The organism is Streptomyces sp. NPDC001750 (genome assembly GCF_042892615.1).
Classification (GTDB): domain Bacteria; phylum Actinomycetota; class Actinomycetes; order Streptomycetales; family Streptomycetaceae; genus Streptomyces.
Map to the genome: position 1 here is coordinate 108,674 of NZ_JBIAUE010000001.1, position 19,752 is coordinate 128,425.

Here is a 19,752-nt window from a genome sequence, read left to right on the forward strand (position 1 = left end):
GGGGGCCCCTGTGCCACCCGCCCCGGGGCCCCGGGCCCCCAATCTGGGGCGGGGGGGGTTGCCCCCCCCCCCCGCGGCCCTTGGCCCCGGGGGGCCCCCCCGCGGGGGGGGGGGGGGCCCCCCGGGGGGCCCCCCCCCCGCCCCGTGCCGTCATGGCCGGTTCACCCGCTCACCGGGCGGGCGGGTTGTTGCCGACGACGTTGTTGGCGCCGTTGTCACCCGGTCGGCCCGGGTCCGGGCCGTCGCCGCCCGGCAGGCCCGGGGTCTCGCTCGCCGGGCTCTCCGGCGACTGGCTCGACGACGGTACGTCGGGCGTCTCGGCGGGCGGCGGCTCCTGCGTCCGGCTCGGGCTCTGCTCCGGCGGGTTGGGGTCCCGGGTCGGCGACTGCGCCGGACTCTCCGGCGCCGACGGCGTGTTCGACGGGGTCTGCCGCACGGTCGACTCGCCCTGTTCGACGTCCTCCAGATCGAACTTCGCGTCGGAGCCGCCGTTCAGCGCGGCCAGCGTGTAGTCCGCCCAGATCTGCGCCGGGAAGCCGCCGCCGTTGGCCCGGCCTGCGTTGGCGGTGCCGGTGAGGCTGACCTGGGCACCGCCCTGCGGGTTCTCGCCGAACAGCGCGACGACCGTGGTGAGCTCGGGGGTGTAGCCCGCGAACAGCGCGGCCTTGTTCTCCTCCGCCGTACCCGTCTTGCCCGCCGCGTCGTAGGCCGTGGTGTTGGCCTCATGACCGGAGCCCTCGTCCACGACGCCCCGCAGGACCGAGGTCACGGTGTCGGCGGACTTGCGGCTGATCGCCTGCTCGCCGATGCCCTCGACCGGCTCGTACGTCCGGCTGCTGTGCTTGGCGGACTTCACGATGAAGGGGTTGACCTTCTTGCCGTGGTTGTCGAGTGTGGCGTAGACGCCCGCCATGTCCCAGGTGGAGGCGTTCATCGTGCCGAGCGTGATGGCGGGGCGCTCGGGGAAGTTCTTGTCGGGCACACCGAGCGCCAGCGCGGTCTTCTTCACCTCCGCCGGGCCGACGTCCACGACCATCTGCGCGAAGACCGAGTTGATCGACTTGTTCATGGCCTTCTGCACGGTGACGTCGCCGTAGCTGACGTCGTCCTCGTTCTGCGGGGCGAACGGGGTGCTGCTGCCCACGACGGGCCGCTTGCTGGTGCCGTCGTACCGGGTGTTGACGCCGATCAGGTCGCCGTTCTGGGTCTTCGCCCCGTTCTCCAGCGCGGAGGCGAACACCAGCGGCTTGAACGTGGAGGCGGGCTGGTAGTCCTGGCGGGTGGCGTTGGACCGGTAGTGCTTGACGTAGTCAACCCCACCGTAGAGGGCGACGACCGCTCCGGACTTCGGGTCGACGGAGGTCGCGCCCGCCTGGACGGTCGCGTCGACCTTGTTGCCCTTGCGGTCGAGCTTGGACTCCAGCCGCTGGTCGACGGCCTTCTCCAGCTCCTTCTGGCGCTTCTTGTCGATGTTGAGGGTGAACGTCCAGCCGCCGGCCTGCCGCACCTCCTCCGTGATGCCCTGCTTGTCGAGCTCCTGGTTGGCGGCCTCGACGAGGTAACCGGTCTGGCCCTCCATGCCGGGGGCGGGCTTGGGCTTCATCGGGACGGGGAACTTCAGGGTGTCGCGCTTCGCCTTGTCGAGCCAGTGCATCTCGACCATGTTGTCGAGCGTGTAGTCCCAGCGCTCCCGGACGAGCTTGCGGCCGGTCGGCGTGGCGGTCGCCCAGTCGTACTGGCTGGGGGCCTGGAGCAGCGAGGCCAGGTAGGCGCCCTGGGCGACGTTCAGATCCTTGGCGTCGACCCCGTAGTACGCCTGGGCCGCGGCTTGGACCCCGCTGGCGCCGCGCCCGTAGAAGGCGGTGTTGATGTACCCGGCGAGGATGTCCTTTTTGCCCATCTTCTGGTCGATCTTGAGAGCGATCACCAGTTCCTGGAGCTTGCGGCTGACCGTCGGCTCCTGCGACAGGTAGTAGTTCTTCACGTACTGCTGGGTGATGGTCGAGCCGCCCTGCTTGCCCTTGCCCATGAGCGTGTTCAGGATGCCGCGCGTGGTGCCCTTCAGGTCGATGCCCTGGTCGTCGTAGAACGTCTTGTTCTCGGCGGCGACGAAGGTGTACTGCACGTCCTTGGGGACCTCGGAGAGATCCACGTTCTGGCGGTTGACCCCGTCGCCGGTACGGGTCAGCAGGCTGCCGTCGCTGTAGCGGTAGACGTTGCTCTGCCGCTCCGCCAGAGCGTTGGCCTTGGGTATGTCCACGTACAGGTAGAGCCCCACGCAGGCACCCATGACCAGCAGGCAGAGCCCGAAGAAGGCGCCCAGCATCTTCCGCCAGGTGAAGAGTCCGCGTATGCCGCCCCTCTTCGGCGCCCGCCGCGCTCCGCGCCGCTGGGCTCGTCGCGCATCCGCTCGACCCATCGCTGTTCCGCTCCTGTTTCTCCGCTCGACCGGACGGTCGGCTCGACTCAGCTAACACCGTCCACACGGACGGAAAGCAAGCGATGCGGACTTTTCCGGACGTGACAATCAGCACGCGCTCTCTAGGGAACCGACTCACGAGAGGCGCCCAGGGTTGCGAAAGCAGAAAATGTGTTATCACATTGATTACACGTTGAATGCCTAGCACACGGGGGGACCCCATGACCGACCGAAGCGCCGGACACACGGTGTCCGCGCCGGCCACCGACCTCGCGCCGGACGCTCCGCAACTGCCCGATCCGCAGGTGAGGGAGGTGACGGCGCACAGCATTCCCGGTGGACTCGGCCTGTTGCTGACCGTGCTGGGGGTGTTCGCCGGTATCGCCCTGGTGATCGTCGGCGTCGTCGTCGGCTCGAACGGGAGCGACGCCGCGGGGGCCCTGGTCATCGTCCTCGGGCTCCTGCTCGCCATCGCCTCGTTCTTCTGCATGACGGGCGTGAAGATGGTCGCACCGGGCGAGGCGAGGGTCATCCAGCTGTTCGGCCGGTACGTCGGCACGATCCGCACCGACGGACTGCGCTGGATCAACCCGCTCACCAGCAGCCAGAAGATCTCCACCCGGGTGCGCAACCACGAGACCGCGGTCCTGAAGGTCAACGACGCCTACGGCAATCCGATCGAGCTCGCCGCGATCGTCGTCTGGAAGGTCGAGGACACCGCGCAGGCGCTGTTCGAGGTCGACGACTTCCTGGAGTTCGTCGCCACCCAGACCGAGGCGGCCGTGCGGCACATCGCGATCGAGTACCCGTACGACGCGCACGAGGAGGACGGCCTCTCGCTGCGGGGCAACGCCGAGGAGATCACCGAGAAGCTGGCCGCGGAGCTCACCGCCCGGGTGCGGGCCGCCGGCGTGCGGATCATCGAGTCGCGCTTCAGCCATCTCGCGTACGCGCCCGAGATCGCCTCCGCGATGCTCCAGCGCCAGCAGGCGGGCGCGGTCGTCGCGGCCCGGCAGCAGATCGTGGAGGGCGCCGTCGGCATGGTCGAGATGGCGCTGACCCGCATCGCCGAACAGGACATCGTCGAGCTGGACTCGGAGCGGAAGGCGGCCATGGTCAGCAATCTGATGGTGGTGCTGTGCGGCGACCGGGCCGCACAGCCGGTCCTCAACACGGGCACCCTCTACCAGTGACGGACGAGACCCCCGGACCTCCGGAGCCCTCGGAGCCGCCCGGCCCTCCGGGACCGGCCGGCTCTCCCGGGCCTCCGGAGCGGTCTTCGACCCCGTCCGGGACCTCCGGCTCCCCGGCACGCCGGACACCGCCGCGGCGCAAGCAGACGCTGCTGCGGCTGGACCCCGCGGTGCACGACGCGCTGGCCCGCTGGGCCTCCGACGAACTGCGCAGCGCGAACGCCCAGATCGAGTTCCTGCTGCGCAAGGCGCTGGCGGAGGCGGGCCGCCTGCCGGGCACGGCCCGCCCGATCCCACGCCGGGGACGCCCGCCCAAGCCCCCGGAGCGGGACTAGGGAGTAGGGCATCGCACCCTGTCGACGACGGGGCCCGGAGCGGACGGAACCCGCTCCGGGCCCCGTCGTCCGCCGTTCCCCCGCCTTCCCTCTCCGCCCCCCGCCTCCACCCGCGTATAAACCCGATGTATACACACCATGTACAGTGCTGGGCATGTCTATCGGCCACACCCTGCTCGGACTTCTGGAGTCCGGCCCCCGCCACGGCTACGACCTCAAGCGCACGTTCGACGAGAAGTTCGGCCACGACCGGCCCCTGCACTACGGCCAGGTCTACTCGACCATGTCCCGGCTGCTGAAGAACGGCCTCGTGGAGGTCGACGGCATCGAGAGCGGCAGCGGACCCGAGCGCAAGCGCTACGCCATCACCGAGGCCGGGATCACCGACGTCGACGCCTGGCTCGCCCGGCCGGAGCAGCCCGAGCCGTACCTCCAGTCGACGCTCTACACCAAGGTCGTCCTGGCCCTGCTCACCGGCCGCAGCGCCGAGGCCCTGCTGGACACCCAGCGGACCGAGCACCTGCGGCTCATGCGCGCCCTCACCGACCGCAAGCGCCGCGGCGACCTCGCCGACCAGCTGATCTGCGACCACGCGCTCTTCCACCTGGAAGCCGATCTGCGCTGGCTCGAACTGACCGCCGTCCGGCTGGACCGGCTGGCCGAGGAGGTCCGGCCGTGACCCCCGACGGTTCCCTGCTCGCCGCCGACGGCCTGTACAAGTCCTACGGCTCCACCCCGGCGCTCGACGGCGCCTCGTTCTCCATCCACCCCGGCGAGGTCGTCGCCGTGATGGGCCCCTCCGGCTCCGGCAAGTCCACCCTGCTGCACTGCCTCGCCGGCATCGTCACCCCCGACCGGGGCACGATCACCTACGCGGGCCGCGAGCTCACCGCGATGTCCGACGCCGAACGCAGCGCCCTGCGCCGCACCGAGTTCGGCTTCGTCTTCCAGTTCGGGCAGCTCGTCCCGGAGCTGACCTGTGTGGAGAACGTCGCCCTGCCGCTCCGGCTGGCCGGCGCCGGGCGCAAGGAGGCCGAGCGCACCGCCCTCCACTGGCTGGAGCGCCTGGAGGTGGACACCGTCGGCGCCAAGCGCCCCGGCGAGGTCTCCGGCGGTCAGGGCCAACGCGTCGCCGTGGCCCGCGCACTGGCCGCCTCCCCCGAGGTGATCTTCGCCGACGAGCCGACCGGCGCCCTGGACTCCCTCAACGGCGAACGGGTCATGGAACTGCTCACCGAGGCGGCCCGGTCCACCAATGTCGCCGTGGTCCTGGTGACCCACGAGGCCCGCGTCGCCGCGTACTCCGACCGCGACGTCACCGTGCGCGACGGGCGGACCCGCGATCTGGAGCACGCCACATGACCCTGCCCGACCGCGGGAAGGCACCGGCCGCGGCCCCGCCCCGGCCCGCCACCACCGCGCCCACCGGCATCGCCGCACTGCTGCGCGACCTCGGCCTCGGCATCCGGTTCGCCGTAGGCGGCGGGCGCGAGGGCTGGGCCCGCACCGTACTGACCGCGCTCGGCGTCGGTCTCGGGGTGGCCCTGCTCCTGACCGCCGCCTCCGCACCGCACCTGCTCCAGGAACGCCACGCGCGCAGCGCCGCCCGCGCCGAGAGCGTCGCCGCCGGCGGCCCCGGCGTCCCGGCCGAGAAGTCGGACACCTCGGTCCTGCGGGTCGGCACGGAGACCGAGTTCCGCGGCCGCGTCGTCGAGGGCTACCTGATGCGCGCGGACGGCGCGCACCCGGTGCTCCCGCCGGGCGTCGCGCGCTTCCCCGGCGCGGACGAGATGGTGGCCTCCCCCGCGCTGAAGAAACTGCTGGACTCCTCGGAGGGCGCCCTCCTCAAGCAACGGCTGCCGTACCGGATCACCGGCACGATCGCCGACCCCGGCCTGGTCTCGCCGGGGGAGTTCTTCTACTACGCGGGCAGCGACACCCTGACCGCCGCCGACGGCGGTCACCGGATGGCCGGTTACGGCGACCCGGGGCTGGGCGAGAATATGCCGCCCGTCCTCATCGTGCTGGTCGTCATGATCTACGTGGTGCTGCTGGTGCCGGTCGCGATCTTCATCGCGACGGCGGTGCGGTTCGGCGGCGACCGCCGCGACCGTCGGCTCGCCGCGCTGCGCCTGGTCGGCACGGACATCCGGATGACCCGCCGGATCGCGGCCGGCGAGGCCCTGTTCGGGGCGCTGCTCGGTCTGCTGACCGGGGCGGCGATCTTCCTTACGGGGCGTCGGCTCGTCGGGTACGTGGAAGTGTGGGACGTCAGCGCCTTCCCGTCCGACCTGGTGCCCGACCCGTTGCTGACGACGCTGGTCGTCGTCGCCGTTCCGGTGGCGGCGGTACTGGTCACGCTGGCCGCCCTGCGCTCGGTGGTGATCGAACCGCTCGGTGTCGTGCGCAACGGCCGCGACCGCGGGCGCCGGCTCTGGTGGCGGCTGTTGGTGCCGGTCGCGGGCCTGGCGGTGCTCGGGCTGACCGGCAAGGTCGACCCGTACACCCCGGTCGATCCGTACCCGATCGCTGGCGGTGCCGTGCTGGTCCTGGTCGGGCTCGCGCTGCTGCTGCCCTGGCTGGTCGGGGCGTGCGTGAACCGGCTGCACGGCGGCCCGGTGCCCTGGCAGCTCGCCACCCGCAGGCTCCAGTTGAGCAGCGGGGCCGCCGCCCGCGCGGTCAGCGGCATCACGGTCGCGGTCGCGGGCGCGGTAGCGCTGCAGATGCTGTTCGCCGCGGTGGGCGACGAGTTCACCGAGATGACCGGACAGGACCCGTCGCGGGCCCAGTTCCACACATTCTCCGAGAAGGTCAGCCCTCGGGCGGCCACCCGGACCATCGAGGAGTTCAGGGCCACCAAGGGAGTGAAGGCCGTCATCGGCAAGGTCGAGGTGTATGTCACCCGGCCCGGCCGGTACGCCGACCACGAGGTCCAGCCGACCACCAGTCTCGTCGTCGGCGACTGCGGGACCCTGCGCGAACTGGCCCGGATCGACTCCTGCGAGGACGGCGACACCTTCGTGGTCCACCCCCGGAACAACAAGAAGATGTCCGACTGGGTCGACCGGACGGCCCGCAAGGGCAAGGAGGTCGAGATCGGCACGGAGCTCGGCCGGAAGGCGACGCGGTGGACCCTGCCCGCCGACTCCCGGACGGTCGTCACCCGCCGCAGCCCGCTGGGGGAGGAATCCATGGGCATCATGGCCACCATCGGCGCACTCGACCCCGGCAAGCTGCCGGGCGCGACGACCAACACGCAGATCCGGGTGGACGAGAGCGTCGAGGACGTCGCGGAGCACGTACGGAACACGGCGGCCAGGATCGACCCCGCGATGAGGGTCACGACCCTGACGTCGGTGGCCCGCGACAAGAAGTACGCCAGTGTGCAGCGCGGTCTCCAGGTCGGCGCGACCCTGACCCTGCTGCTGATCGCCGCCGCGATGCTGGTCTCGCAGCTGGAGCAGCTGCGGGAGCGCAAGCGCCTGCTGTCGGTGCTGGTCGCCTTCGGCACCCGCCGCACGACGCTCGCCTGGTCGGTCCTCTGGCAGACGGCCGTCCCCGTGCTCATCGGTGTCACGGTCGCGGTCGCGGGCGGCGTCGGTCTGGGCGCCGTGCTGGTCCGCATGATCGGCATGCGGGTGACCGACTGGTGGCTGTTCCTGCCGCTGGCGGGGGCGGGCGCGGGACTCGTCCTGCTCGTCACCCTGCTGTCGCTGCCGCCGCTGTGGCGCATGATGCGGCCGGACGGCCTGCGTACGGAGTGACGGCGTCCGCCCCGCGCCGTGAGGGGTGCGGCCGCCCGGCCGCCGGGGCGCGGTTCCCGGTCCTCCGGGGAGCCGCGCCCCTTCTCCGCACGGCCGTCCCCGCACGACAGCTCTGCCGCACGACAGCTCTGCCGTACGACTGCTCTCCCGCACGACCGCCCCGTACGGCAGCTCTCTCGTGACGACCGCTCTCCGTGCGGCTACGTCCCCGCCGTCACCCGCACCGGAAGCGTCCGCATCGCCTCGCGCAGCGCGACCGCGAACTCCTCGAACTCCTCGTGCCGCGCGGCGCCCGTACGCATCCCCAGCGCCACCCGGCGCGAGGGCGCGGGCTCCGCGAAGTACCCGGTGGCCAGCGCGTCGTTGCGGCCGGTCTCGACCGTCACCGCGGTACGCGGCAGCAGCGTCACCCCGAGGCCGCCAGCCACCAGCTGCACCAGCGTGGAGAGCCCGGCCGCGGACGTGGTGCCCGCCGCGCCCGCCGCGCGCCCCGCCTCCCGGCATATGTCGAGCGCCTGGTCACGCAGGCAGTGCCCCTCGTCGAGCAGCAGCAGCGGCAGCTCGCGCAGCGCCTCGCGCGGAATGTCGGCGCGTCCGCCCAACCAGTGGTCCCGCTCCGTGACCAGCACGAAGTCCTCGTCGAAGAGCGGGAGTTCGCTCACCCCCGGCACCCCGAGCGGCACGGCGAGCAGCAGCAGATCCAGCCGGCCGGCGGCCAGCCCCTCCAACAGCGAGGAGGTCTGCTCCTCGTGCACCTGGAGGTCGAGTTCCGGATAGCGGTCGTGGACCAGGCGCAGCACGGTCGGCAGCAGATACGGGGCGACGGTGGGGATCACGCCGAGCCTGAGCACTCCGGTGAAGGGGGCCCGGACCGCCTCGGCCTCCTCCATCAGCTCGCCGACCGCGTCCAGCACCGCCCGCGCCCGGACCGCGAGCCGCTCCCCCGCCGACGAGAGCAGTACCTTGCGCGTCGTACGCTCGATGAGCTGCACGCCCAGCGCGTCCTCCAGCGCCGACACGGCCCCGGAGAGCGCCGGCTGGCTCATCCCGATGGCCGCCGCGGCGTCCCTGAAGTGCAGATGCTCCGCGACGGCCGTGAAGGCCCGCAGCTGTGACAGGCTGGGCTGCTTCGTCCGGTGCCCCTGGCCGCCGTGATTACCTCGCGCCACTGATAGGCACCTCCGATCATCACGACCGATTGTAGCTATTTCCGCTATCAATGCACTCTGTGCCAAGGTGGTGATCGTCCAACCCTCAGGAACTCCCCCGACCCGGGAGTTCCACGCTGCAAGGAGAGCGCGTGCTCACTGTCGGTGACAAGTTCCCCGAGTTCGACCTGACCGCCTGTGTCTCGCTGGAGAAGGGCAAGGAGTTCGAGCAGATCAACCACAAGACCTACGAGGGCAAGTGGAAGATCGTCTTCGCGTGGCCGAAGGACTTCACCTTCGTGTGCCCCACCGAGATCGCCGCCTTTGGCAAGCTGAACGACGAGTTCGCCGACCGTGACGCCCAGGTCCTCGGCTTCTCCGGTGACTCCGAGTTCGTGCACCACGCCTGGCGCAAGGACCACCCGGACCTGACCGACCTGCCCTTCCCGATGCTGGCCGACTCGAAGCACGAGCTCATGCGCGCGCTCGGCATCGAGGGCGAGGACGGCTTCGCCCAGCGCGCCGTCTTCATCGTCGACCAGAACAACGAGATCCAGTTCACGATGGTGACCGCCGGTTCCGTGGGCCGTAACCCCAAGGAGGTCCTGCGGGTCCTCGACGCGCTGCAGACCGACGAGCTGTGCCCGTGCAACTGGTCCAAGGGCGACGACACCCTCGACCCGGTCGCGCTCCTCGCGGGCGAGTGAGCTGACAGCACCATGGCACTCGACGAACTGAAGGCCGCCGTCCCGGACTTCGCCAAGGACCTGAAGCTGAACCTCGGTTCGGTCATCGGGAACAGCGGTCTCCCGCAGCAGCAGCTGTGGGGCACCGTCCTCGCCTGCGCGATCGCCTCGCGCTCGCCGAGGGTGCTGCGCGAGCTGGAGCCGGAGGCGAAGGCCAACCTCTCCGCGGAGGCGTACTCCGCCGCGAAGTCGGCCGCCGCCATCATGGCGATGAACAACGTCTTCTACCGGACCCGGCACCTGCTGTCGGACCCCGAGTACGGGACGCTGCGCGCGGGTCTGCGGATGAACGTCATCGGCAACCCCGGTGTGGAGAAGACCGACTTCGAACTGTGGTCGCTCGCCGTCTCCGCGATCAACGGCTGCGGCCAGTGCCTGGACTCCCACGAGCAGGTGCTGCGCAAGGCCGGCGTGGACCGTGAGACGATCCAGGAAGCCTTCAAGATCGCTGCGGTGATCCAGGCGGTCGGCGTGACCCTCGATGCCGAGGCTGTGCTCGCCGAGTAGGACCGGCACCGCCCCTGGCACGGGAAGAGCCCCGAGGACGACCGACCGTCCCCGGGGCTCTTCCCGTGCGTCCCGCGCCGCTTCTCCTGCTGCCCCGCTTCCCGCTTCGCGTTTCCCGCAAGAGGCTCCCCGGCACCGGTCGCCGCCGGTCACGGCCCGTCGGCGCCGTGCTTCCCGCCACCGCCGTTCCCGGCGTCGCCGTCCCGGCCCTCGGGCGGTGAGCCCGGCGCGGGTGTGGGAGCGATGTCCAGCGCGGTCGCCCCGCGCGGCGGCGGGGAGTGCCGCAGCGCCTCCTCCTGCCCGTAGGCGCGCAGATAGCCGACCACCGTGTTGGTGACCGCGACCAGCGGCACCGCGACGACCGCTCCCCCGATGCCCGCGACCATGCCGCCGGCCGCGACGGACAGGACGACGGCGAGCGGATGCACGCGCACCGCGCGCCCCAGGATGAACGGCTGCAGTACGTGGCCCTCGATCTGTTGCACCGCGAGCACCACGGCCAGCACCATCAGCGCCGTGAACACGCCCTCGGTGACCAGCGCCACGACCACCGCGAGCGCCCCGGAGATCACCGCGCCGACCAGCGGAATGAAGGCGAAGAGGAAGATGAACACGGCGATCGGCACCGCCATCGGCACATTGAGGAACCAGATCCCCAGTCCGATGAAGATCGCGTCGATCATCGCCACTATCACCGTGCCCCGCACATAGGCGGTCAGCGTCCGCCAGGCCCGCGGCCCGGCCCCGGCGAAGCCCGGACGGGCCTGGGCGGGCACCAGCTTGAGCACCCACTGCCAGATGCGCTTCCCGTCGTACAGCAGGAAGAGCGTCGAGAACATCGCCAGCAGCGTCCCGGTCAGGAACTCCACCATCACGGTGACGCCCTGCAGCCCGGCGGAGGTGATCTCCTCGGTGTTGGTGCCGATGGTGTCGCTGAGGTTCTTCGCGACATCGTTGATCTGCTGCTCGGTGACGTGGAAGGGGCTGTCGAGCAGCCAGTGCTTCAGTTCCTCGATCCCCGCCCGCACCTTGTCGGAGAGGGTGTCGAGGTTGTCCATCACCTGCCAGACCACGAACCAGCCGACCAGGCCGATGATGACGAAGCCCAGGACCGCGGTGACCGCGGTGGCGAGACCACGCGGCAGCCCGCGCCGCTTCAGCCAGGCGACGGTGGGCTGGAGCATCGCGGTGACGAGCAGCGCGGCGACGAACGCCAGCACCACCAGCTGCACGGTGCTGATGACCTTCGCCAGCACCCAGAGCGTGCCCGCCAGGACGAGCAGCCGCCAGCCCGCCTCGGCGGCGACCCGCATGCTCCAGGGGATCGCCGCGACCGGATCGGGCCGGGCGGCGACCGACGGGGCGTACGTGGGAGGGGGCGGCACATGGTCGGCGGGTTCGCGCCGGACCGCGTCGTCCGGTACGAACGTGCTCGTCATCGGCGGCCCGACCGGCGCGCCCTCGTCAGCCATGGCAGCCCCGCCCCCCTCGGCCCCGGCCGTGCGCCGTTCCAGCCGCTCGCCCAGTACGGTCAGTTCCGTGCCAAGGCGGCCGAGCCACCCCGGAAGTCTCGACATGATCGTTTCTCTTCCCCCGCTCCCTCTCCCCGCCACGCGCCACGCGCCGCGCTCCCGCGCCCGCCCGGCCGTCCGGACCCGACCGTACACGCGCGAAGCCCCTCACCGTAGGACAGTGAGGGGCTTCGGAAGGTTGAGATCCCGGTACCGGAACTCAGTACCAGTGGTTGGCCTGCCAGAACGACCAGGCGCCGCAGGGACTGCCGTAGCGGCCGTCCATGTAGCTGAGACCCCACTTGATCTGGGTGGCCGGGTTGGTCTGCCAGTCGGCACCGGCGGAGGACATCTTCGAGCCGGGCAGCGCCTGCACGAGACCGTAGGCGCCGGAGGACGGGTTGCTCGCCCGGTAGTTCCAGGTGGACTCGTGGTTCACGATGTTGCTGAAGCACTGGAACTGGTCGGCGGGCACGATCTGCCGCGCGATCGCCTGGACCTGGGCCACGGTGTACGAGCTCTGCTGGGCGAACGTGGCCGTGCTGCGCACCTCGGAACGGCTGGCGCGCTCGGCTTCCTTCGCCTTCTTCGCCTGGCGTTCCTGCTCCAGCTTCGCCTCGGCCGCCTGCTTCTTCGTCTTGGCGTCCTTGGCGGCCTGGATACGGGCCGCTTCCTCTGCGGACTTCTTCGCCGCCGCGTCGGCCGCGGACGCCTGGGCGTCGGCCTGCTGCGTGAGCGAGGCGGTCTGCACCTGGGCCTGCTGACCGGCGGGGATGTCTGCGAGCAGCGTGGTGTCGGCTGCGGTCGCCTCGAAGTTGTTGTCGTCGGCAGCGGGAGTGCTGCCCGAGGCAACGCCTACGACGGCGCCGACGGTGGTGACCGCGGTGGCCGATGCCACTGCGAACCCCCGGACCGAGATCCGGCTCACACGGTTTCCTTCCAGCACCGCCCGCTTAGGTGACCTCGCGGGCGCAATCGTGCCCCTGACACTGGCCTCCCTACTGCTTGGGTCACGGGAGGCACGGGCCCGGTGGGCGCCCCCGGAGGGGGAGCGCCGCGTGGTACTCGCGGGCGGCATACGGCGGACGGTTGTTGAGTTGTGTGGTGCATGGCACCTCTGGAGGTGCGGGTGTGCCGTATGCGGGGCCTGACGGAAGCAAGACTCTGCCGGAACGTCACGCCAGGAAGCAATTCTCCGTTGCGTGGGAAAGCTCACACCTCGTTTGGAGCAAGTGATTTACGGAAAAGCCACCGCAGCGCGATGCCGCCCGGCTAAGCTGCTGCGCTCGCCGGGCGGCACCAACGGTCGTATCCCGTATCAGATCTGGCCTTCCTCCAGCATTTCGGTCACCAGTGCGGCGATCGGGGAGCGCTCGGAACGGGTGAGCGTGACGTGCGCGAAGAGCGGATGTCCCTTCAGCTTCTCGACCACGGCGACGACTCCGTCGTACCGGCCGACCCTCAGGTTGTCCCGCTGGGCCACGTCGTGCGTGAGGACCACGCGGGAATTCGACCCGATCCGCGACAACACAGTCAAAAGGACGTTCCGTTCGAGGGACTGCGCCTCGTCGACGATCACGAAGGAGTCATGCAGCGAGCGGCCCCGGATGTGGGTGAGCGGCAGGATCTCCAGCATCCCCCGCCCCAGCACCTCCTCGATCACCTCGCGCCCTGCGACCGCGGACAGGGTGTCGAAGACGGCCTGCGCCCAGGGACTCATCTTCTCGGCCTCGGTGCCGGGGAGATAGCCCAGTTCCTGCCCGCCGACCGCGTACAGCGGGCGGAAGACCATCACCTTCCGGTGCTGCCTGCGTTCCAGCACGGCTTCGAGACCGGCGCAGAGCGCCAGCGCCGACTTGCCGGTGCCGGCCCGGCCGCCCAGCGACACGATGCCGACGTCCTGGTCGAGGAGGAGGTCGAGCGCGATGCGCTGCTCGGCGCTGCGGCCGTGGATGCCGAAGACCTCGCGGTCGCCGCGCACCAGGCGGATGTTCCCGTCGGCGGTGACCCGGCCGAGGGCCTTGCCGCGCTCGGACTGGAGGACCAGCCCGGTGTGCACCGGCAGGTCCGCCGCCTCGGGGACGTACAGCGTCTCCTCCCCATAGAGCAGGTCCACCTGCTCGGCGGCCAAGGGCAGTTCCGACATGCCCGTCCAGCCCGAGTCGGTGATGGCCAGCTCGGCACGGTACTCCTCGGCGAGGAGCCCGACCGAGGACGCCTTGATGCGCAGCGGCAGGTCCTTCGACACGACCGTGACGTCGTACCCCTCGGCCTGGAGGTTGCGCGCGACCGCGAGGATCCGTGAGTCGTTGTCACCCAACCGGTAGCCGGCGGGCAGCACGCCGGGGTCGGAGTGGTTGAGCTCGACGCGCAGCGTCCCGCCCAGGTCCCCCAGCGGGAGGGGGTCGTCCAGGCGGCCGTACCGGGTCCGCATGTCGTCCAGCCGGCGCAGGGCCTGCCGGGCGAAGTACCCCAGCTCCGGGTGGTGCCTCTTGGCCTCCAGTTCCGTGACCACCACGATCGGGAGCACGACCTCGTGCTCGTCGAACCGGGCCATGGCGTTGGGATCGGCCAGCAGGACGCTGGTGTCGAGAACGTAGGTGCGCCTGTCGGACATGCGGCGCTTTGTGCTGGTCACCACGGAAGGACGTACCCCCTCGGACGAGGTTGGGGTGGACGGCGTCGCGGAACATCCCTAGGGGAGAGGACGGACCGGGCTGCGGCCCCGATGCACGGGCCGAGCACCGGCCCTCCGTGTCGGACGCACTGTGTACGGTCCTTCGTGTGCAAAGGGCCTCCCGGGCGAGCGGACTCCATGCCGCTCACTTGGACACGACGTCCGCCTTGCCTGCGACCGGACGTCGACCTGCCAGAGGTATTCCCTCGAACACGCGAAGCCATGCCGCGTCGTGGGCGCGGGCGGGCCGGGTGAGGTGTCCCGGGCATGTGACGGCCCGGTTGTGCGGTGCCGCTGTCCGGGGCATATGACGTTCCGGCAGGTGGTGTCTCCGCGAATGCTGTCCCGCGGATGCTGTCCCCCGCTCGGGTGGCGTCCTTGCAGGGTGCCGTTCCCCGCGGGCGGTGTTCCGGGGGCGGCGGTGCCCCGCGCCGTGCGGTGTCAGCCGCCGAAGCGGCGGTGGCGGGCCGCGTAGTCGCGCAGGGCGCGCAGGAAGTCGACGCGGCGGAAGGCCGGCCAGAAGACCTCGCAGAAGTAGTACTCGGAGTGGGCGCTCTGCCAGAGCATGAAGCCGGACAGCCGCTGCTCGCCGCTGGTGCGGATGACCAGGTCGGGGTCGGGCTGGCCCCGGGTGTAGAGGTGCTCGGAGATCAGGTCGGTGGAGACGATCTCCGCGAGCTCCTCGAAGGAGGTGCCCTTGTCCGAGTGCTCCAGCAGCAGCGAGCGGACCGCGTCCGCGATCTCCTGGCGCCCGCCGTAGCCGACGGCGACGTTGACCAGTATTCCGTCGACTCCGAGGGTGGCCTGTTCGGCCTCCTTGAGCACGGTCTGGGTGTGCGCGGGCAGCAGGTCGAGCGTGCCGACGTGGTGGACGCGCCAGCGGCCGTCCGCGGCGAGGTCGCGCACGGTGTTCTCGATGATGCGAAGGAGCGGGGTCAGCTCGGACTCGGGCCGGTCGAAGTTGTCCGTGGACAGGAGCCAGAGAGTGACGACCTCCACATCGGTCTCGCTGCACCAGCCGAGCAGTTCCTGGATCTTGTCGGCCCCGGCCTGGTGCCCCTGCGCGGCCGTGCCGCCGGACGCCTTCGCCCAGCGCCGGTTGCCGTCGAGGATGACGCCGATGTGCTTGGGCACCTGGGTGTGGTCGAGGCGGGCCTCCACCCGGCGCGCATAGAGCCTGTACACCAGGTCGCGCAAGTTCACTGAGTTCACCTCTCGGTTCCATGCGGGCCCGCCCGCCCCGTCGACCGGGGTCCGAGGTGGCCTCTCTGGGGATCGCCGCACCGCCCCGCAAAGTCCATCGCTCCGCGCGTGCCCTCGCTGTCCCCGGGACCGCAACATTACTGCGCGGGCGGCAGACCGGCCCAACCCGGCCTGTCACAAGTCCGTGATAAGGAGGGAAACGTGACTGATTCTCCTCTCTTCTACCGGGCTGCCGGTTCGCGCTACGAATCCATGGAATACCGCCGCACCGGACGCAGCGGGCTCAAGCTCCCCGCCGTCTCCCTCGGCCTCTGGCACAACTTCGGCGACGACCGCACGCTCGACTCCCAGCGTGCGATCCTGCGCCGCGCCTTCGATCTCGGTGTGACCCACTTCGACCTGGCGAACAACTACGGGCCTCCGCCGGGCTCCGCCGAGCTCAACTTCGGCAAGATATTCCGGCAGGACTTCGCCCCGTACCGGGACGAGCTGATCGTCTCCACCAAGGCCGGTTACGAGATGCACCCCGGCCCGTACGGGGAGTGGGGATCCCGCAAGTACCTGCTGTCGTCGCTGGATGCCTCGCTGCGACGGACGGGGCTCGACTACGTCGACATCTTCTACTCGCACCGCTTCGACCCGGACACCCCGCTGGAGGAGACGATGGGGGCGCTGGCCTCCGCGGTCCGGCAGGGCAAGGCCCTGTACGTGGGTGTGTCCTCGTACGACGCGGAGCAGACCGCCGAGGCCGCCCGGCTGCTGAGGGAGATGGGCGTACCGGCCCTGATCCATCAGCCGTCCTACTCGTTGATCAACCGCTGGATCGAGGACGACGGGCTGCTCGACACCCTGGAGGCGGCCGGCATGGGCTGCATCTCCTTCGTGCCGCTGGCCCAGGGCCTGCTCACGGACAAGTACCTGGCGGGCATCCCGGAGGGCTCGCGCGCCACCCAGGGCAAGTCGCTGGACCCCGGGCTGCTCTCCCAGGAGGTGGTCCGCCGGTTGAACGGGCTGAACGACATCGCGGCCCGGCGCGGCCAGTCGCTGGCCCAGCTGGCGCTGAACTGGGTGCTGCGGGACGGCCGCATGACCTCGGCGCTGATCGGCGCGTCGAATGTGCGACAGCTGGAGGAGAACGTCGCGGCGCTCGCCGGTCCGCCGCTGTCCGCCGAGGAGCTGCGGGAGATCGACACCTTCGCCGTGGACACCGAGGGCACCAACATCTGGGCCGGGCGCGGCTGACGGACGAGGCCGGGGACGGGGAGAGGGAGATGCCCGGTCCCGGCCCCGGTCCCGCGCGGGGCCGGGGCCGGAGCCGGGGACGGGACGGAGTTCGGGAGGCGGATGGCCTTCGGGGTGCGGCCTTGACGATCCGCGTTGACGGCCCCGGCCGGACGGGCGCCCTCCTCCGGACCGGCGAGCGGTCTTCCTCCGGCTGGCGGACGGTCTTCCCCAGGACGGGGCGGCGCGGAGGGCCGTGGCACAGGGCTCGGCGCGGATACGGCGCCTGGACACCGGGCCCGGATCCGGCGCACAAAAAACGGGCCGGTCCGTGGGGGGGGTTACGGACCGGCCCGAGGGGGGGTTTCCACCATAACCCTTCGTAAGTGGTGCTGCGTGCCACGCCACTCCACAATTACTCTGCGAACTTGCGGGACTCCGGTGCGCTCCCGGCCCCGGAGCGGCGCGCCACGGGGCCGGAAGGGCTCAGAGCCCGTCGGGCGACCTCTGACCGGGCGGCCACGCCCTGGCACGCACGCTTCCGGCGTTGCCGGAATGCCCTCGTAGCTCCACTAAAAAGACATCCCGGCGTCTTGGAATGGCACGCACCATGCCGCGTCCGCTTTCCGATCGAAGGTCACCCGACAGGCTCTCAGGCGGTGGCCGGTGCGCCGCGGTGGTCGCGGGTGAAACGGACCGCCAGGGTCTCGCCGCCGATGACGACGAAACGCCCGTCCTCGCACCGGATGACGGCCTCGCGCACCTCGCCCCGCTCGTCCCTGCGTTCCTCGGTACGGGTGACGGTCCAGCCGCCCTCGGGGGGCCGCGGCAGGTTCGGCACGGCGGCGAACTCCCACTGCCCGGACGGCACGCACCAGGTGGGCAGCCGCGGCCACGAACCGGGGCCGACCCGCAGGGTCCAGTCGGAGGCGCAGGTCAGCAGCACCGATTGCCCGTCGGCCAGCAGGAACTCGACGGCCTCGGGCTCCCCCATCAGACCCTCCGGCCGGTAGCGGACGCCGTACACCCCGACGATGCGCGCACCCCTGAGCCAGTCCGCCCTGCCCTGCCGCGGCACCCGCGGCGCTCCCCGTTCGTCGCCCGTCCTCATGGCCAGTTCCCTCCCACGTACTCTCCGTACAGGGTCGCACCCCTGTCCGTGAGCAGAGGCCGCGGCCTACCCGGGTTTGCGGGCCTCGATCAGGAACCGCGTGGTGTGGGCGACGAACGGACCCTCGGTCTCGATCCGGTGGTGCAGTTCGGCGAGTCGCGGGCGGTACTCCTCGACGGTGAAGCCCGGCACCATCCAGATCACCTTCCGCAGGAAGTAGACGACGGCGCCGATGTCGAAGAACTCGGTACGCAGCTCCTCCATCCGCAGATCGACGACGTCGAGCCCGGCCGCCTCGGCCTCGGCCCGGGCCCGTTCCGGGTCGCGGGCGCCGCGCACCTCGGGCGGCTGCGGGCCGAGGAAGTACTCGACCAGTTCGAAGACGCTGGCCGGGCCGACCTGCTGCGAGAAGTACGTGCCCCCGGGCACGAGCACCCGTGCGATCTCCGGCCACCAGGTGGTCACCGGATGCCGGCTGACCACCAGGTCGAAGGCGCCGTCCCCGAACGGCAGCGGCGGCTCGTCCGGGTCGGCGACCACGGCCACGCCGAGCGGGTGCAGCAGGGCGGTGGCGCGGGCGACGTTCGGCGGCCACGCCTCGGTGGCCACGACGAGGGGCGGCAGCCTCGGTACGGAGGCGAGGACCTCGCCCCCGCCGGTCTGGATGTCGAGCGCCGCCCCGGCGCGGCCCATCCGGTCGGCCATGGCGCGGGCGTAGCCCCAGGAGGGGCGCTGTTCGGTGGCCCGGCCGTCGAGCCAGGAGAAGTCCCAGCCGTCGACGGGGACGGCGGCCGCCTCGGCGACGAGGGCGTCGAAACGCGCGCGTTCCGCCGCCGTTCGCGCCCCTGTCACCCCTGTCGCCGTTGCCGCCGCTCCCGTCGCTTCTGCTCCCGGTCCTGGCTCTGGTCGTGGCGCTTCTGCGGGTGTCCCGGACATACGGGGATCGTGCCAGCCGGGGCACGACGGGCGCCACCGCGATTCGGCGGGCTGGGTCAGGCGGCCAGGCCGCCGAGAAGGATGCCGACCAGCGCGCCCGTGATCATGAAGGGGCCGAACGGGATGCCCGTCTTGCGCCCGGCCCGCTTCAGGACCATCAGCCCGAACCCGTACACCGCGCCGAGCAGGAAGCCCGCGAACCCGCCGACGAACAGGACCGTCCAGCCGTACCAGCCGAGGGCCACGCCCAGGGACAGGGCGAGCTTGACGTCCCCGAAGCCCATTCCGTTGGGGTTGATCAGGAAGAGCAGGAAGTAGAAGCCGCCGAGAGCCGCCCCGCCGAGGAGGCCGGACACCCAGTTCCCGGCGTGCGCCGGAAGCAGCGCGGCGACGCCGAGCAGCGCGGTGACCGCTCCGGCGGCGGGCAGGGTCAGCTGGTCGGGGAGCCGGTGGACCCGGCGGTCGATGGCCGCGAGGAGCACGCCGACGGGAGCCAGCAGCAGCCACACGGCGAGTTCGGGGCGGGGGCCGACGGCCGCCGCGAGGACGGCGCAGGCGAGGGCGGTGACCAGGGGCACGAGCACACCGGGCGCGTAACGGACGGCCCGCACGGCGTCCGCGTCACCCGGCGCGTCGCCCGGGTCCGGGGCCGGATCCGGATCCGCGTCCTTCGGCCCGGCGGCCGTATCCCCCGCAGCACCGACCGGCTCGCCCGTGCCGCCGCCCTCGGCTCCGGACCCGGCGGCCGTGGCGGTCGTCACCGGCACCGCCTCCGCGCAGGCGGCACACCGCGCGGAGCCGAGCCAGCCGCCGAGAGCCCCGGTCAGGGCGTGGCCCTCGGGGCAGGTGTCGCGCCAGGTCTCCTCCGGTTCGACGGAGAACCGGTAGGCGGCGCGCGGGACCAGCAGCCCCGACGCCGCTCCCCAGAGTGCGGCGAGCGCTGTCAGCATGGCGTACACGTTGCCGACCCTAGGCGGGCGC

Annotated in this window: 17 protein-coding genes; 8 read left to right on the forward strand and 9 right to left on the reverse strand. The window is 71.3% G+C overall.

What is annotated here, in order from left to right; all coding sequences use genetic code 11:
• Positions 1-169: 169 nt before the first annotated feature.
• Positions 170-2,419 (reverse strand): transglycosylase domain-containing protein, encoded by a 2,250-nt coding sequence (locus tag ACFYY6_RS00455; RefSeq protein ID WP_351628289.1) that lies wholly within the window; start codon positions 2,417-2,419, stop codon positions 170-172.
• A 221-nt stretch (positions 2,420-2,640) separates the two neighbouring features.
• Here ACFYY6_RS00455 and ACFYY6_RS00460 point away from each other — a divergent pair, with 221 nt between their 5' ends.
• The 5 genes from ACFYY6_RS00460 to ACFYY6_RS00480 all read left to right on the forward strand — a co-directional run bounded on the left by ACFYY6_RS00460 (position 2,641) and on the right by ACFYY6_RS00480 (position 7,711).
• Entirely contained in the window at positions 2,641-3,612 is a 972-nt protein-coding gene (locus ACFYY6_RS00460) for an SPFH domain-containing protein (protein WP_351628286.1), read from the forward strand.
• Positions 3,609-3,947 carry a hypothetical protein gene (locus ACFYY6_RS00465; RefSeq protein ID WP_351526011.1) on the forward strand — a complete coding sequence of 113 codons (339 nt, stop codon included), beginning with the start codon at positions 3,609-3,611 and terminating at the stop codon, positions 3,945-3,947. Before ACFYY6_RS00460 ends, ACFYY6_RS00465 begins: the two co-directional genes overlap by 4 nt.
• Positions 3,948-4,101: 154 nt before the next feature.
• A complete protein-coding gene (locus tag ACFYY6_RS00470) occupies positions 4,102-4,626 on the forward strand; it encodes a PadR family transcriptional regulator (RefSeq protein WP_351517502.1) in 525 nt (174 codons plus the stop codon).
• Entirely contained in the window at positions 4,623-5,309 is a 687-nt protein-coding gene (locus ACFYY6_RS00475; protein WP_351628283.1) for an ABC transporter ATP-binding protein, read from the forward strand. The genes ACFYY6_RS00470 and ACFYY6_RS00475 overlap by 4 nt, the downstream gene beginning before the upstream one ends.
• Positions 5,306-7,711 carry an ABC transporter permease gene (locus ACFYY6_RS00480; RefSeq protein ID WP_389191051.1) on the forward strand — a complete coding sequence of 802 codons (2,406 nt, stop codon included), beginning with the start codon at positions 5,306-5,308 and terminating at the stop codon, positions 7,709-7,711. Before ACFYY6_RS00475 ends, ACFYY6_RS00480 begins: the two co-directional genes overlap by 4 nt.
• 200 nt (positions 7,712-7,911) lie before the next feature.
• Here ACFYY6_RS00480 and ACFYY6_RS00485 read toward each other — a convergent pair whose 3' ends face one another.
• Positions 7,912-8,880, reverse strand: a complete 969-nt coding sequence (locus ACFYY6_RS00485; RefSeq protein WP_389191054.1) for a hydrogen peroxide-inducible genes activator — start codon at positions 8,878-8,880, stop codon at positions 7,912-7,914.
• 131 nt (positions 8,881-9,011) lie between these two features.
• Between ACFYY6_RS00485 and ACFYY6_RS00490 the strand changes: the two genes are divergently transcribed.
• Together ACFYY6_RS00490 and ACFYY6_RS00495 are read left to right on the forward strand one after the other, a co-directional pair.
• A complete protein-coding gene (locus ACFYY6_RS00490; protein WP_073781724.1) occupies positions 9,012-9,566 on the forward strand; it encodes a peroxiredoxin in 555 nt (184 codons plus the stop codon).
• Positions 9,567-9,578: 12 nt separating this feature from the next.
• Entirely contained in the window at positions 9,579-10,112 is a 534-nt protein-coding gene (locus tag ACFYY6_RS00495; RefSeq protein ID WP_351517498.1) for an alkyl hydroperoxide reductase, read from the forward strand.
• 149 nt (positions 10,113-10,261) lie between these two features.
• Here the strand turns inward: ACFYY6_RS00495 and ACFYY6_RS00500 are convergent, their stop codons facing one another.
• From ACFYY6_RS00500 to ACFYY6_RS00515, 4 genes are all read right to left on the reverse strand, one after another.
• Complete coding sequence (locus ACFYY6_RS00500) at positions 10,262-11,689, reverse strand: AI-2E family transporter (RefSeq protein ID WP_351517496.1); 1,428 nt, start codon at positions 11,687-11,689, stop codon at positions 10,262-10,264.
• Between the two features lie 154 nt (positions 11,690-11,843).
• Positions 11,844-12,551, reverse strand: coding sequence for a lytic transglycosylase domain-containing protein (locus ACFYY6_RS00505; RefSeq protein ID WP_351517494.1), 708 nt, complete (start codon positions 12,549-12,551; stop codon positions 11,844-11,846).
• A gap of 390 nt (positions 12,552-12,941) precedes the next feature.
• Entirely contained in the window at positions 12,942-14,264 is a 1,323-nt protein-coding gene (locus ACFYY6_RS00510) for a PhoH family protein (RefSeq protein ID WP_351628273.1), read from the reverse strand.
• A gap of 477 nt (positions 14,265-14,741) precedes the next feature.
• On the reverse strand, positions 14,742-15,503 hold the full coding sequence (locus ACFYY6_RS00515; protein ID WP_351517511.1) for an isoprenyl transferase: 762 nt from the start codon (positions 15,501-15,503) through the stop codon (positions 14,742-14,744).
• Between the two features lie 201 nt (positions 15,504-15,704).
• On the opposite strand from ACFYY6_RS00515, the gene mgrA reads away from it, so the two are divergent.
• Positions 15,705-16,745 carry an L-glyceraldehyde 3-phosphate reductase gene (gene mgrA / locus ACFYY6_RS00520; RefSeq protein WP_389191056.1) on the forward strand — a complete coding sequence of 347 codons (1,041 nt, stop codon included), beginning with the start codon at positions 15,705-15,707 and terminating at the stop codon, positions 16,743-16,745.
• Positions 16,746-17,376: 631 nt separating this feature from the next.
• On the opposite strand, the gene ACFYY6_RS00525 is transcribed toward mgrA, so the two are convergent.
• From ACFYY6_RS00525 to ACFYY6_RS00535, 3 genes are all read right to left on the reverse strand, one after another.
• Positions 17,377-17,835 (reverse strand): hypothetical protein, encoded by a 459-nt coding sequence (locus tag ACFYY6_RS00525; protein WP_351628269.1) that lies wholly within the window; start codon positions 17,833-17,835, stop codon positions 17,377-17,379.
• Between the two features lie 66 nt (positions 17,836-17,901).
• Positions 17,902-18,771 (reverse strand): class I SAM-dependent methyltransferase, encoded by an 870-nt coding sequence (locus tag ACFYY6_RS00530; RefSeq protein ID WP_389191059.1) that lies wholly within the window; start codon positions 18,769-18,771, stop codon positions 17,902-17,904.
• A gap of 56 nt (positions 18,772-18,827) precedes the next feature.
• On the reverse strand, positions 18,828-19,730 hold the full coding sequence (locus ACFYY6_RS00535; RefSeq protein WP_389191062.1) for a prepilin peptidase: 903 nt from the start codon (positions 19,728-19,730) through the stop codon (positions 18,828-18,830).
• Positions 19,731-19,752 lie beyond the last annotated feature (22 nt).

Coding starts and splice junctions, on each gene's coding strand:
- ACFYY6_RS00530 (WP_389191059.1), bottom strand. CDS start 18,771: ATGTCCGGGACACCCGCAGAAGCGCCACGACCAGAGCCAGGACCGGGA.
- ACFYY6_RS00525 (WP_351628269.1), bottom strand. CDS start 17,835: ATGAGGACGGGCGACGAACGGGGAGCGCCGCGGGTGCCGCGGCAGGGC.
- ACFYY6_RS00455 (WP_351628289.1), bottom strand. CDS start 2,419: ATGGGTCGAGCGGATGCGCGACGAGCCCAGCGGCGCGGAGCGCGGCGG.
- ACFYY6_RS00460 (WP_351628286.1), top strand. CDS start 2,641: ATGACCGACCGAAGCGCCGGACACACGGTGTCCGCGCCGGCCACCGAC.
- ACFYY6_RS00470 (WP_351517502.1), top strand. CDS start 4,102: ATGTCTATCGGCCACACCCTGCTCGGACTTCTGGAGTCCGGCCCCCGC.
- ACFYY6_RS00495 (WP_351517498.1), top strand. CDS start 9,579: ATGGCACTCGACGAACTGAAGGCCGCCGTCCCGGACTTCGCCAAGGAC.
- ACFYY6_RS00480 (WP_389191051.1), top strand. CDS start 5,306: ATGACCCTGCCCGACCGCGGGAAGGCACCGGCCGCGGCCCCGCCCCGG.
- ACFYY6_RS00500 (WP_351517496.1), bottom strand. CDS start 11,689: ATGTCGAGACTTCCGGGGTGGCTCGGCCGCCTTGGCACGGAACTGACC.